Raw genomic sequence first — 14047 nt, 5'->3', positions numbered from 1 at the left:
CGATGACCACGACGGACGCTCCCGGCACGGCCGCCCTGGACGAGCTGCGCGCCTGGCACACCGCCGTACGCGCCCAGTTCCCGATCATCACGGGCGCCCCACGGCTCGCCTATCTGGACAGCGCCGCGACGACCCAGAAACCGCAGGCCGTCCTGGACGCCGTGCAGGACTACCTCCTCACCGGCAACGCCAACGCCGGGCGCGGCACCTACACCTGGGCCAACCGGACCACGGCGCTGGTCGAGGAGACCCGGCGGCGGATCAAGGAGTTTCTCGGCGACCCGGATCCGGAGCGGTCCGGGGTGCACTTCGTCAGCGGGGCGACGGCGGGGCTGCGGGCGGTCGCGCGGGACTGGCTGGCCGGGTACCTGGCCGACGGGGACGAGATCGTGGTCCCGCTCGCCGATCACCAGGCGAACATCGCCCCGTGGCTGGAGGTACGGGACCTGCTCGCCCGGCAGGGCCTGCGCATCCGGGTCCGCCCGATGCCGTACCAGGCCGGGTCCGGCGACTACGACGCGGCGGCGCTGGCCTCGCTGGCCGGGCCGCGGACCCGCTTCGTGGCGGTCACGCACGTCCACCACGTCTACGGCGGCGACATGAATGTGCACCGCATCCGGCGCGCGGTGGGGCCGGACGTGCCGATCTGCCTGGACGCGGCGCAGAGCGTGGGCCACATCCCGGTGTCGCTGGCGGAGCTGGACGTGGACTTCGCCGTCTTCTCCGGGCACAAGGCCCTGGCGCTGCCCGGTTCGGGTGCCGTGTGGGCCCGGAACGCGCGGGGCCCGGTCTTCGCGCCCGGCGGCTGGGACGGCAGTCCCAACACCACCGGCATCCGCAGCCTGCGGGCCGCGTTCGACTGGCTGGACGCCACGGGCACCGGCCGCGTCGAGCGGTGGACCAGCGCCCTGGCCGCCCGTCTGACCGAGGGGCTGAGCCACCTGCCCGCGTACGAGGTGGTGGGCTGCCAGCGCAGTCTGGCGTCCGGGGCGGACGTCCAGCGGCGGCAGGGCATCGTGACCTTCCGGCACCGCGGCATCGACTCGGGCGACTTGGGCTTCGCGCTCTTCGACCACGGCTTCATGGTCCGTTCCGACAGCCTGTGCCAGGGCAGCGGGGGCGAGCGGCAGCACTCGGTCCGGGTGAGTCTGCACGCGTACAACTCGCCGGAGGAGATCGACCGGCTGCTGGACGTGCTGGGAGCGTGTGCGTGACCCCTTTGGAGTGACAGAACGCCATTGGAAACCGTTTTCACCTGTAGGTTGAGGGGCACCGGCGGACAGGTGCGAGACGGCTGAGGTGGCGCGACCGGATGGGACTGAGTGTGGCGACCGCCGCGCTGTGGGTGCGGCGGTGGGAACGGCAGCAGCGGCGGTACGCGATCGACCGTGAGGAACGCTTCACGGTCGTCGCGGACGCGGTCGAGAAGGTGACGGCCCATCAGGACCGGTCGCTGGTGCTGGACCTGGGGTGCGGGCCCGGGTCGCTGGCCGCGCGGCTCGCCGGGCGGCTGCCCCGCGCGGACGTCGTGGCCGTGGACAAGGACCCCGTACTGCTGGCGCTGGGCGAGGCCCACCACGGCGGCGCGGTGCGGTTCGTGGAGGCGCCGGTCGGCGGGCCCGGCTGGACCGGCGCCCTCGGCCTGGACCGCGCGCCGGACGCGGCCGTCTCGGCGACGGCGCTGCACTGCCTCGCGCCGGACGCGCTGCGCCGGACGTACGAGGACCTCGCCCGCCTGATCCGGCCCGGCGGTGTCCTCGTCAACAGCGACCGGTTCCCCGGCCCGGACGGGGACCGGGTGGCGGAGGTCGCCGCGCAGGTCGGGCGGCGGCGCGCCGAACGGCAGCGGCCGGCCGGCCACGAGGACTGGGCGTCCTGGTGGGCCGCTGCCGCCGCCGACCCGGAGCTGGCCGACCCGTTCACCGCTCGCCGGGCACGCCACATCCCGCACTGCGTGCACAACGGCCTGCCCGTGTCCCACCACGTACGGCTGCTGCGCCGGGCCGGCTTCCGGCACGCGGCGCCGGTCTGGCAGTTCGGTCAGGACGCGGTGCTGGTCGCGGTGCGGTGACCGCGGCGGGCGGGGTCAGGGGGTGGCGCCGATGATGTGGAAGAGGGTCCCCTCCGGGTCGCGCAGTTCGGCCACCGGGCCCTGCGAGGTGCGTTCGGCCCTGGACTCCACCTGGCCGCCGAGCCTCTTCGCGGTCTCGGTGGCCTCCTCGACGCTCGGTACCTGGAAGTGGATGTTCCAGCGCGGCCGCACCTGCGGATCGGCGGCGGCCTCGATCGCGCCGCCGTAGAGTCCGACGGCGTCCCGCCCGCCGACGCTGAGCACCACCCGCTCGTTCTCCCAGCGCGGGTCGAAGGGGCCGCCGGTCTCCTCGCTGTACCAGTCGAAGAGGTCGCCGTAGAAGCGCGCGGCGTCGAACGCGTCCCGCGTGCGCAGTTCCACCCAGGTCGGCGCGCCCGTACCGACCGGCTGCCGGTTCGTCCGCGGCGTGCTCTCGCGGCACTCCCACAGGCCGAAGCGCGCCCCGGCGGGGTCGGCGGCCAGCGCCAGCCGGCCCGCGTCGAATTCCAGCGGGCCGATGGCGACCGTGCCGCCGCGTTCGCGGACCCCGTTCGCCGCGGCGTCGGCGTTGCGGGTACCGAAGTACGTCGTCCAGGAGTTGGGCAGTTCGGTGTGGCGGGCGGCGGCGCTCAGCCCCGCCACCGCGGTGTCCCCGGCCATCGCCCGTACGTACGGGCCCCACCGGTCCGGGCCGGGCTCGAACCGCCAGCCCAGCAGCGGTCCGTAGAAACGCGTCGCGACGTCGAGGTCCCCCGTCAGGAGGGTGGCCCACGACGGCACCCCGGGAACGAACGTCATCTGGCAGTCGCCCATGTACAGCCGGCCCTTCTCCACCATTGTGTCCAGCACTGCTACTGCGGTCCTACCAGGAAAGGCAGGACCGCATGTCATTTCACCGGCTCATGCCGCGACCGAACTGGCGGGCGCCTCGGGGCCGGGGCCGTCGGCCTGCTCGCGAATGCGTGCGCAGGTCCGCTTGATGAGGCGGCACACATGCATCTGGGACAGTCCCAGTTCCTCGCCGATTCGGCTTTGCGTCATATCGCAGAAGAAACGCATGTAGAGGATGCGGCGCTCGCGCTCCGGCAGACCGCGCAGACCGTCCCGCACCGTTTCCCTGGCGAGGACCAGCTCGTACTGCGTCTCGGTGAAACCGATGCTGTCGCGGAGCGCGAACTCGTCGTCGGCGCCCGGCCGCTCGGCGTCCAGCGAAAGAGTTCTGTAGCTCTCGATGGCTTCCAGGCCGAGAATGACGTCGTCGGCGGAGAGCCGGGTGCGCTCGGCGATCTCCGCGACCGTCGGGAAGCGGCTTTCGGAGGCCGCGGACAGTTCGCGCACGGCGAGCCGGACGGTATTGCGGAGTTCCTGGACGCGACGCGGTACGTGCACGCCCCAGGTGCAGTCCCGGAAATGCCGCTTGACCTCGCCGACGATGGTGGGGATCGCGTAGCTCTCGAATGCGCTGCCACGCTCCGGCCGGTACCCGCCGATGGCCTTGACCAAGCCCAGGGCGGCCACCTGCTTCAGGTCGTCCATGCTTTCGCCGCGGTCCCTGAAACGCAGGGCGAGGCGTACGGCCATGGGCAGCCAGGCACGTGTCAGTTCGTCCCGCAGCCGCATTTTCTCCGGGCCCTCGGGCAGTTCTGCCAGGCGTGTGAAAACGGCGTTCGTCTCCGTCGCGTCCGGCGTGTCCGGAAAGGCTCGTCGGCGGCGTGACGAAGCCGTGGCGGCTGTGCTCACGGGATCCACTCTCCCAACGGACGCGGGGTCTGGGCGTCGTCACCGAGACGGCGGAGGCACACCGGGCGGACAGCCCTCGACTGTCCGCACACCAGGTCCGACCAGGCACGCGGCACACGCCCGACGTCTGCATGACCGAGCATAGGACGATCGGCACCGGCCCGCCTGCGGAGCCGTCACGCATCGTCGCGCCCCGTGTCCGGCCCGCCTCGAAACGCATGTTTGGCTGTCCGGCCGGCCGGTTACCCAGCCCGGCGAAGTGCCGTCGCGACGGCCGCGGGCCGCGGCGCGCGCAATCGCCGTGCGGGTGCCCGTACGCGCGCGGAGCAGGGCAGACAAGGAGCGAGGGAATTCCATGGCCGACCCGAAGCAAGAACAGCGTGACAGCTGCCGCGCCGAAGATCCGGCCTCGGGGCCGATGACGACCGACCAGGGCGTACCGGTCGACCACACCGATGATTCCCTCCAGGCCGGCGAACGCGGCCCCACGCTGATGGAGGACTTCCACTTCCGGGAGAAAATCACCCGCTTCGACCACGAGCGCATCCCGGAGCGGGTGGTGCATGCGCGCGGGGCGGGCGCGTACGGCTATTTCCAGCCGTACCAGTCGTGCGCGGAATTCACCCGGGCGGCCTTCCTCCAGGACCCGTCCGTACGGACTCCGGTGTTCGTCCGGTTCTCCACCGTGCAGGGCCCGCGCGGCTCCGCCGACACCGTACGGGACGTGCGGGGTTTCGCGACGAAGTTCTACACCTCGGAGGGCAATTACGACCTGGTGGGGAACAATTTCCCGGTCTTCTTCATCCAGGACGGCATCAAGTTCCCCGACTTCGTGCACGCGGTGAAACCGGAACCGCACAACGAGATCCCGACGGGCGCCTCGGCGCACGACACGCTGTGGGACTTCGTCTCGCTCCAGCCGGAAACCCTGCACACGATCATGTGGCTGATGTCCGACCGGGCCATCCCGCGCAGCTACCGGATGATGCAGGGCTTCGGCGTGCACACCTTCCGGTTCGTCAACGCGCGGGGTCAAGGCACCTTCGTGAAATTCCACTGGAAGCCGAAGCTGGGCGTGCACTCCCTGGTGTGGGACGAGGCGCAGGAGGCCCAGGGGCGGGACCCGGACTTCAACCGCCGGGACCTGTGGGACACCATCGAGGCCGGCGCGTACCCCGAGTGGGAGCTGGGCGTGCAGCTGGTGCCGGAGTCCGAGGAGCACGAGTTCGACTTCGACCTGCTGGACGCCACCAAGATCATCCCGGAGGAGCAGGTCCCGGTGCAGCCCATCGGCCGGATGGTGCTCGACCGCAACCCCGACAACTTCTTCGCCGAGACCGAGCAGATCGCCTTCCACACGGCCAACGTCGTGCCCGGCATCGACTTCACCAACGACCCGCTGCTCCAGGCCCGCAACTTCTCCTACCTGGACACCCAGCTGATCCGGCTCGGCGGTCCGAACTTCGCGCAGATCCCGGTGAACCGGCCGGTCGCCCCGGTCCGCAACAACCAGCGCGACGGCTACCACCAGGGCGAGATCCACCGGGGCACCAGCTACTTCCCGAACTCGCTCGGCGGCGGCTGTCCCGCCCTGGCCGACCCGGAAGACCCGGCGTTCCGGCACTACACCGAGCGCGTGGACGGCCGTAAGATCCGCCGCCGCAGCCCCAGCTTCGACGACCACTACACCCAGACGGCGATGTTCTGGCACAGCATGGCCGGCTGGGAGCAGCGGCACATCGTCGACGCCTTCCGCTTCGAGCTGGGCAAGGTGGGCGCCAAGGAGGTCCGGGCCCGTACGGTCGAGCAGCTCTCGTACGTGGACCACGCGCTGGCCGTCGCGGTCGCCGAGGGCGTCGGCGTCCCCACGCCGCAGGAGCGCCCGAACACGCCGCAGCCGACCCCCTCCCCCGCGCTGAGCTTCGAGAACAACCGCGGGGACGGCTCGATCAGCACCCGGCAGATCGCCGTGCTGGTGTCCGACGGCGTGGACGCCGCCGTGACGATCGCGGTGCGCGACGCGCTGACCGAGCGCGGCGCGACCGTGGAACTGCTCGCCCCGCAGGACGGCACCGTCCAGGACAAGGACGGCAGCACCCTCGCCGTCGACCGGGCGCTGCCCACGGTCGCCTCGGTGCTCTACGACGCGGTGCTGCTGCCGCCGGGCGGCCTGGACTCCGGCAACGCGGCGGCCGACGACGCGGCCCTGCGGTTCGTCCGCGGCGCCTACCGCCACGGCAAGCCGATCGGCGCCCTGGGCGCGAGCGTGGCCAAGCTGGCCGGTCTCCTGCCGGACGAGCTGCGTACGGCCGCGGAAGGCGACGCGACGGTCTCCGAGGCGGGCATCGTCACGGACCGGCTGCCGGGCGGCGCGACGGCCCAGGACTTCACCGGCGCGTTCACCGACGCGGTCGCCGCGCACCGGCACTGGAACCGCCCGGCGCTGCCGAGCTGAGCCACCGGCCCACGGGGCGGGGCCGGGCCGTTTCGGCTCGGCCCGGCCCCTCAGCTCATGGGGAGGTCGAGGTCGGCGGGGACGGCCCCCCTGGCGACGTCCTTGGCCAGGTCGGTGAGTTTGCGCTGCCGGGCGCGGGCGTGCCTGCGCATCCGCTCGAAGGCCTCGTCCATGGTGATCCGCAGGCGCTCGGACAGCACGCCCTTGGCCTGTTCGATCACCAGGCGGCTGTCCAGCGCGGTCTGCAGCTGTTCGATCAGGAGGGCCTGGCCCTGGAGGTGCTGCCGGTGGCCGAAGCAGGTGGCGGCGGCGTCGGCCATGGCCTGGGCGATGCGCAGCTCGCGCACGGCCGGCGGTGGCGCCGTGGTGCCCAGCAGGGTGAGCGCGCCGACGGTGAAGCCGGGCGCGCGCATCGGTACGGCGGCGACCGCGGTGATGCCGGCGCGGCGGGCGTGGTGGGTGAAGCGCGGCCAGCGCAGGGAGCCGGGACCGGACAGCGCGGTGGCGGTCTGGATGGTGCGGGTGCGGGAGGCGTCCACGCCGGGCCCCTCGTCCAGCTCGCTCTGAACCGCTTCCAGCCGGTGGCAGCGCTCGTCGGAGGCGATGGCGTACTCCACCCGGCCCAGCTCGTCGAGGACGGTGACGGCCGCGCCGGAGACGGGCAGCAGGGCGAGCGTCCGCGCGGTCAGGTCATGCAGCAGTTCCGGCGGATCGAATTCCAGGTCGCGGTGGACCAGGTCGCGCACCGCCTCGGCGACCCGTACTTCGCGCGCGGTGGCAGGCATCGGAAGCCGCCTTTCGACGGGCTCCCGCCACCGCGACGAGGGGCGCGGGGTCTGGGCGTGCGCCCGGCGGTGGGAGAACGGCCGGCCTCCAGGAGGCCGATGTGGCGCCCGCTGACAGGCGCGGATCCGTCCCGGCTCCGTCCGGCCGGCCTGTCCGAGGCTCCGTCGGCCGGTTCCACGCGGCCTTGGGCGGCCTCACGGTGCGTACTGTCACCGTAGCCTGCCGTGGGCGGCGCGAACAGGGACATCCGCGCCGGGCGCGCCACCGTACGGCCGACGGCTCCCAGGGGGCGGCCCACCGCCCCGGGCATGATCACCGCAGAGTTCGAGGACGCCGTCCTCGACGTCACGGACGACGAGGACGGGGACGAGCGGGTCGGCAAGGAGGGGGACACGTTCTCCACGAACCTGGGGGAGCAGCAGAACGCGGCCGGTCACCCGAGGGGCGAACCGGACGACGAACGACGCCGAGGTTTTCGTCAGCGGCCGGCGCGGGCCCGGTGCGCCGCCGTGACCCGGGCCCGCTGGTCCGGGTCGGCGGCCAGGTCCGCGGCCGTCAGGGCCAGCGCGAGCGCGGCGTCCGCCACCGCCCGGTCGGCCTGCTCGCCGGTGGTCATCCCGGCGAACTCGGTTGTGTGGGGCCGGGCCCGGCACGCCAGGCCGATGGTGGGATGGATGGCGGGCAGGACCTGGCTGATGTTGCCCATGTCGGTGGAGGCCCCGAGGGAGACGGCGGGCTCCGGGGCGCGGCCCAGCGCCCTTACGTGCCGGGCGTAGGTGTCGCCGAGCCAGGCGTCCTGCCGCAGGTCGGCGTAGGCGGCGGCCGGTTCGGTCAGCGTCAGCTCGCAGCCGGTGGCCACGGCGCCCGCCTCGAAGCAGGCCCGGACGCGCGGCCACAGCGCCTCCAGTTCGTCCAGGGTGTCGGCGCGCAGCTGCCAGCTCATCCGGGACCGCGCGGGGATGATGTTGGTGCGGTCGCCGCCGTGCGTGACGATGCCGTGCATCCGTACGCCGTCGGGCAGTTGCTGGCGCAGCAGGGCCAGCGCGGTCTGCGCGACCACACACGCGTCGGCGGCGTTGACGCCGTCGTGCGGCGCGACGGCCGCGTGCGCGGCGCGGCCCCGGTATTCCGCCGCCACGCCTTGTGAGGCCCGGGAGGTGCCGCCGAAGTCGTCCGCGGGGCCGGGGTGCACCATCATCGCGCACGACACGTCGTCGAAGGCGCCCGCGTCCAGCATGAGGATCTTTCCGCCGCCGCCCTCCTCCGCGGGCGTGCCCAGGGCCTTCACCCGCACCCGGAGGTCATCGGCGGCCGCCGCCAGGGCGATGGCGGCGCCGGCCCCGGCGGCGGCGATCAGGTTGTGCCCGCAGGCGTGGCCGAGGTCCGGCAGCGCGTCGTACTCCAGGCACAGCCCCACGGTCAGGTCCGCGTCGGCCGGGCCCGCGGTCGCGGTGAAGGCGGTCGCCAGCCCGGCCGTACCGCGTTCCACCGCGAAGCCCGCGTCCGCCAGCAGCCGGGTCAGGGCGTCCGCCGCGTGGTGTTCGGCGAAGGCCGTCTCCGGGTGCGCGTGCAGGTCACGGGCGAGCAGCAGCAGTCGGCCGCGTACGGCGTCGAGCCGGGTGCGGATCACGGCGTCGGGGGCGGGGGCGGTACGGGCCAAGGCGGCCTCCTCGTCGGTGCGTGCGCGGCCGGGCGCGGTGCCGACGGCCGGGTCCACGGTCCTGGACCGTAACGCGGCGGCCTCCGCGAGGCCCAGGGTGCGCACGCCGACCGGCGGAACAGGCGCGGCGCCGTGACCGGTTCGCTCCGGCCGGGGCGCGGCGCGCCTCGTGGGGCGGACGCGCCGCACCGCCCGGTGTGCGCCCGATTTCCGCGACCGGGCGCGGAACGTGCGCCCTGTCCGGCCGGTGCGCCCTCTCCTAGCCTGCGGACGTGGGCCACAGGAGGATGAGCGAAAGGAAGGTCGAGTTGACGTGACGGTCTGTACCAAGGCCGACAGCAAGCCGGTCAAGGCGCCTTCAGCCGGTCCTTACGGCTCCGCCTGACCAGCTCGGCCCTGTCTGCCGGGGCGGCCCCGGACCTGACGGCCGGCCCCGGCGGAAGGAGCCCGTCACGCGGAACCGGCCGGAGACCGACTCATGTGGCGGCGGACGAGCGGGGTCGTTCCGGGGCGGGCGTCCGTCCCGTAGCCGGCTGCCCCATGCGGGAAAGGGACCGGTGCCCGGGCGAGGCCCGCCCGCGCACCGGTCTCCACGCTGCCGGACCTACTCGTGCCGGACCTACTCGTGCTGGGTCGGCGTGCTCCAGCGGAGGACCGCGCCGAGGCCGCCGGCCGGGGCCTCGACGGGGTCGCGGACGACCACGGCCTCGGCTCCGTTCGCGGCGGCGGAGCGGAGCAGGGCGTCGTCCGCGCGGGCCGCGGACGGGTTCGTCTCGCCCAGGTACTGGAGTTCGGAGTTGCGCACCGCCAGCTGGTCCGCGCCGGGGCCCACCCAGATCTCGCGGCCCGCGTCGGCGCCGCCGGGGGTGATGATCAGGGTGTCGATACGGTGTTCGCGCGCCGCCTCGACGAGGGCCGGTACGCCGGTCGCGGCGTACGCGGGGTCCGTGCCGCCCACTCCGGCGCCCGCCCGGAAGCGGTCGAGGACATCCGCGACGTGGTCCCGTTCGTAGGCGGCGCGCACGTGGGCGATGTCGCGGTCCAGTCCGGCGCTCTCCGAGCCGCGGGCCCGGCCGCCGTGATCGGTCTCGTAGGCCACCGTGCGCAGCTTCTCGGGCAGCTTGTCGTGGACCGAGCGGCGCTCGCGGGGGTCGCCCGCCAGGAGCATGACCTTGGCGCCGCAGCTCTCGAAGACCCGCTGCGCGGCCTCGGCGATGTCACCGGCGTTCTGTTCCCAGGTGTTCTCGACCGCGGTCTGGAAGTGCCGTTCGGACCAGTCGGCCGTAGCCGTGCGGTGGATCGGCCAGTCCAGGCCCTCGACCGTCCCGGCGTCCAGGGCGCCCTGGTCGCTGTGCAGCGCGAAGTCGGCTCCCTCCCGGTCCACGTACACGACGAGGCACCCGGCGTCGTCCGCCGTGGCCTCGGCCCACGGGGTGATCCTGGGCAGCGGCGACCAGGTCGAGAAGGATCTGGCGGGACGTCCGGCGAGCGGGGCGTCCAGGACGACCTCGCCGTCCGTGGCGAAGACCGCCCGCCCGCCCGGGGGCGTCGCTTCCCCGTCGGCGCGGAGGCCGGCCAGTGCCTCCCGTACGGCGTCGCAGGTGGCCCGGTCCGCCCCTTGCTCCGCGAGCTGTCTGGCCGCCGCGTCCGCCGACAGCTCGCGCTGCTTGGCCGCGTCCTCGGTGCTGTGCGGTACCTCGGCGTACACGGATGCCCAGGGGCCCGGCCGGTCGATGATCGGTTGAAGGAGCGAAAGGTGCATGGCGCTGCCTCCTCAGGATTCGCGGGTACGGGTCACCGACTGACAGTCGTGACAGCCTTGACGGTGATGTCTTGACGGTGGTGCGGGTGCCCGGTTTTCGGCGGTTTCAACGTGGGCGGACGATTCTTGTGTGGTGTGTGGGACTCACGGTTCTCGTGTGCCGTGCCCCGTCCCCACGGCGTTCCCACGACCGCGAACCGCCGCCGGGCCTGCCGGCACGCATGCCCGTCCCCGGCGCCGCCATGCCTCACCAGTACCGGAGCGGTACCCCGGCACCTTTCTCACGGGCTCTCCTCGTACGCCCTTCTCGGTACGTCCTTCTCACATGCCCGGCCCGCCGCCGTTCCTCGCGGGCTCCTTCTCCACTCTCGACCCTCGGAGCACGGGACGCACCTGGAACGCCGTTTGCCCCGCCGCTTCCTGCCCCTGGTCCATGAAGACGCGTAACGCCACGGGGTCCGACCCCATCAAGCCCGTGGCCTTCACACCGGTGGCGTCGCGCGAATGCCTCCTCCGGCGCCGTGCTCGTCCGCTTTCGAGGAACGCATACGCCGAGCGTGCCACCAGCTCCAGATCGTGTGACCTACGAGGACCAACGCAACAGCGCCTGCGACGAACCGCGTCACATTCCACGTCACTCCGACAACCGCACCTTGGCCATCCCCTTCCGTCGTCAGCCGCATGGAGGTCTCGAAAATAGCCACGAGCGGAATGATCAGCCGGAAGGGGAGGCCGCCGATACCCGGCACCCGAGCCAGGTTGCCCAGGAGCCCCACAGGCGCCCCGAGGGCGAAGGCCGCTATGCCCCATACGAGAATCCTGGTGGACAGGTTCTCCCCCGAAGTGCCGGATTCCAGTCCGACCGGGACGGCGGGGCTCAGGTCCTTGAACAGATAGTATGCGACCACGCCGAAAGCCAGACCCAAAGACGACAGCAGCGCCGATTCAATTTTGGATCGACGAAAATACCCCACCAGGAACGCATAGCAGACCCATGACCACCCACCGGTGAATACAACCCCCAGGGCGACACAAGCAGGATTGTTCCATTTTCCGGCAACAGGGCCCGCCAAGCCGAGCAACAGACCCGCCCCGAGAGACGCGGCGAACGGCACAACGCGAGTGCGCGGAAAGTATGTGATTTCTCTTCCCTGTTCCGTGATCAAGCCAGAGGGGGGCCGGATTCTAATCGATGCTGTAGTAGGTGTAGCAGGTGTAGGCGTAGCCCGCCGTACGGTTGGCGTTGGAGGGGCTGCCGGGCCGCACCGAACCGCTGGAGCGCGAGATGCCGGCGATCTTCACCGAGGACGAGTGCCACTTACTCCCATGCAAATAGTTCGAGTAGCAGTACTTGCCGTCCGAATCGGCCGCGTACCAGCCGTAACACCACTTGCCGCCGCCGGCGGAAACGCAAGCGTTCGACAACGGCCTGCCGGACCGTGCCGAAACGCCCCTCTCGATCTTCACCACACCCCATTCAGAGGGGTTGCCCAGCTCTGCGGGCGGCTCGGCGCCGTCACCACGCTGATGAGTGGTGACCTGGCCGGCACCGGTCGCATTCCGAGGAACGTTTGCGGAGGCCGGCGTGGCAAGGCTCCCTACGGTGAGCGCCGAGCTCGCGAAGCAGAGAGCCAATGATCTACTGGATAACCTCACGGGACCCCCTCCTCAACCCCTCCTGCGGAGGTTTCGCAAAGACTTTCGAGGAGAGAGCGGTGGGAGTCAACGGCCGCTACCGGGAGCTGCCCGAAAAACGTCCCCACCTGTCTTACCGACCTGATGGGATTTTCACATTCCAGCTGCCGCGCTCCCCTCCCCCACCGCCCGGCCGCCGTCGAGCTCCAGCTCCCGTCCCTGGAAGCCGCTGCGGAAGCGGCGGTCGTGCGAGACCACGACCACCGCGCCGCGGTAGGCGGACAGCGCCTCCTCCAGTTCCTCGACCAGGGCGAGGGAGACATGGTTGGTCGGCTCGTCCAGGACGAGCAGGTCGGCGGGCCGCGTCACCAGGCGCGCCAGCTCCAGGCGCCGCCGCTGGCCCACGGAGAGGGCCGCCACGGGCACCGCCAGGTCCTCCTCCCGGAACAGGCCGAGGGCCAGCAGCTCACGCGTGTGCTCCTCGGGCGGCCCGGGGAGACCGGCGGCGAAGGCGGCCAGCAGGGACTTGCGGGGCGGCGCGGCGGACAGTTCCTGCGCCAGGTATCCGGTTCGGGCCGGACGGCGCACCGTGCCCGTGTCGGGGCGCAGGTCGCCGGCCAGGACGCGCAGCAGGGTCGTCTTGCCCGCGCCGTTGGGGCCGGTCACCAGCAGGCGGTCCCCCGCCGCGATGGTCAGGCCGGTGAGGCGCAGGCGTTCGCCGACGGTGATGTCGGTCAGTTCGGCGGTGTTCCGCGCCGGGGGCGTGTTCCGTGCCGGGTGCGTGCCCCGCTCCGCGTCCGGGCTCGGTGCCGAGTCCGGGCTCCGCTCCGCATCCGTGCCCGGTTCGGCGTACGTGGCCGGTTCGGTGTACGTGCCCGGTTCCGCGTACGTGCTCAGTTCCGCGGAGAAGCGGAGCGGCACCGGAGGTGGTGGCACCGGGTGGCGGCGGAGCCGGTCCAGGCGCTGTCTGGCGGCTCTGACCTGGCCGGAGAGCTTCGCCTCGTGCGAGCGGCGGTGCTTGCCGAAGCCCTCGTGGGGGTCCTTGCCGGTGCCGGCCAGCCGCCGGCCGGCCGACTCCGCCAGTCCGGCGGTCCGGGCGACGTCCGCCAGCCACTCCTCGTGGTCCTGCGCCCAGCGGCGGCGGGCCGCGGCCTTCGCCGTACGGTAGCCCTGCCAGCCGTCGCCGTAGCGTGCGACGGTCCGCAGGTCGCGGTCGACTTCGAGGATGTCCGAGGTGACCGCTTCGAGCAGCACGCGGTCGTGGGTGACGACGACCACCGTGCCGCGGTGGGCCTTCAGGTGGACCTCCAGCCATTCGGTGGCCTGCTGGTCGAGGTGGTTCGTGGGCTCGTCCAGCAGGAGCAGTTCGGGGGCGGCGGCGAGCACGCAGGCCAGTGCCAGCCGTGACTGCTCGCCGCCGGAGAGCGAGCCGAGCACCCGGTCGCGGGTGAGGTGGGCCAGGCCGAGGCCGTGCAGGGCGGCGGCCACACGGGCGTCCGCCTGGTAGCCGCCGCGCTCCTCGTACGTGGTCAACAGCTCGCCGTACGCGTCGAGTTCGTCCGGTGTGGCGGTGGCCAGGCCGGCTTCCGCCGCGCGCATCCGGGCTTCGAGGTCGCGCAGGTCGGCGAGGGCGGCGTCGACGGCGTCCTGGACGGTGCCGCGCGGGTCGAGGACGGAGGTCTGGCCGAGGTGTCCGGTGCCGCCGGGGAAGGACGCGGTGATCTCGCCCGTGTCCGGTTTCTCGGCCCCGGCCAGCAGCCGGAGCAGCGTGGACTTGCCGGAGCCGTTCTCCCCGATGACGCCGGTCCTGGCGCCGGGGCGCACGGTCAGCGACACCTGCTCCAGCACGGTGCGGTCGCCGTAGGCGAGGGAGACGTCCTTCATGGTCAATTGGGCGCGAGGGCGCACGGGAATTCCCTGGGTACTCGTGGCCACGCC

Annotated in this window: 11 protein-coding genes; 3 read left to right on the top strand and 8 right to left on the bottom strand. The window is 72.5% G+C overall.

Annotated elements, in window-relative coordinates; all coding sequences use genetic code 11:
- Positions 1-2: 2 nt before the first annotated feature.
- Together ACFV57_RS23735 and ACFV57_RS23730 are read left to right on the top strand one after the other, a co-directional pair.
- Entirely contained in the window at positions 3-1214 is a 1212-nt protein-coding gene (locus ACFV57_RS23735) for an aminotransferase class V-fold PLP-dependent enzyme (RefSeq protein WP_385235665.1), read from the top strand.
- Positions 1215-1312: 98 nt separating this feature from the next.
- Positions 1313-2071 carry a class I SAM-dependent methyltransferase gene (locus tag ACFV57_RS23730; protein WP_385235662.1) on the top strand — a complete coding sequence of 253 codons (759 nt, stop codon included), beginning with the start codon at positions 1313-1315 and terminating at the stop codon, positions 2069-2071.
- A 15-nt stretch (positions 2072-2086) separates the two neighbouring features.
- On the opposite strand, the gene ACFV57_RS23725 is transcribed toward ACFV57_RS23730, so the two are convergent.
- Positions 2087-2920: a VOC family protein gene (locus tag ACFV57_RS23725; protein WP_385235659.1), complete on the bottom strand. Its 834-nt coding sequence runs from the start codon at positions 2918-2920 to the stop codon at positions 2087-2089.
- 51 nt (positions 2921-2971) lie between these two features.
- Positions 2972-3721, bottom strand: a complete 750-nt coding sequence (locus tag ACFV57_RS23720; protein WP_385235914.1) for a SigB/SigF/SigG family RNA polymerase sigma factor — start codon at positions 3719-3721, stop codon at positions 2972-2974.
- A gap of 445 nt (positions 3722-4166) precedes the next feature.
- Between ACFV57_RS23720 and ACFV57_RS23715 the strand changes: the two genes are divergently transcribed.
- Complete coding sequence (locus ACFV57_RS23715) at positions 4167-6266, top strand: catalase (protein WP_385235656.1); 2100 nt, start codon at positions 4167-4169, stop codon at positions 6264-6266.
- A gap of 50 nt (positions 6267-6316) precedes the next feature.
- On the opposite strand, the gene ACFV57_RS23710 is transcribed toward ACFV57_RS23715, so the two are convergent.
- From ACFV57_RS23710 to ACFV57_RS23685, 6 genes are all read right to left on the bottom strand, one after another.
- Positions 6317-7051, bottom strand: a complete 735-nt coding sequence (locus ACFV57_RS23710; protein WP_385235653.1) for an ANTAR domain-containing protein — start codon at positions 7049-7051, stop codon at positions 6317-6319.
- A 479-nt stretch (positions 7052-7530) separates the two neighbouring features.
- Positions 7531-8769 carry an amidohydrolase gene (locus tag ACFV57_RS23705; RefSeq protein WP_385235650.1) on the bottom strand — a complete coding sequence of 413 codons (1239 nt, stop codon included), beginning with the start codon at positions 8767-8769 and terminating at the stop codon, positions 7531-7533.
- Between the two features lie 562 nt (positions 8770-9331).
- Complete coding sequence (locus ACFV57_RS23700) at positions 9332-10474, bottom strand: Vms1/Ankzf1 family peptidyl-tRNA hydrolase (RefSeq protein WP_385235647.1); 1143 nt, start codon at positions 10472-10474, stop codon at positions 9332-9334.
- 482 nt (positions 10475-10956) lie between these two features.
- Positions 10957-11589 (bottom strand): hypothetical protein, encoded by a 633-nt coding sequence (locus tag ACFV57_RS23695; RefSeq protein ID WP_385235644.1) that lies wholly within the window; start codon positions 11587-11589, stop codon positions 10957-10959.
- Positions 11590-11659: 70 nt separating this feature from the next.
- The gene (locus ACFV57_RS23690; protein ID WP_385235641.1) at positions 11660-11899 is read right to left on the bottom strand and encodes a lactococcin 972 family bacteriocin; all 240 of its coding nucleotides are present in this window, start codon (positions 11897-11899) and stop codon (positions 11660-11662) included.
- A 363-nt stretch (positions 11900-12262) separates the two neighbouring features.
- A complete protein-coding gene (locus tag ACFV57_RS23685; RefSeq protein ID WP_385235912.1) occupies positions 12263-13993 on the bottom strand; it encodes an ABC-F family ATP-binding cassette domain-containing protein in 1731 nt (576 codons plus the stop codon).
- Between the last annotated feature and the right edge of the window lie 54 nt (positions 13994-14047).

This window comes from Streptomyces sp. NPDC059788 (assembly GCF_042732265.1).
Classification (GTDB): Bacteria; Actinomycetota; Actinomycetes; order Streptomycetales; family Streptomycetaceae; genus Streptomyces.
The sequence above is the reverse complement of the archived record's forward strand: the minus strand, read 5'-3'. Positions and strand labels throughout refer to the sequence as shown.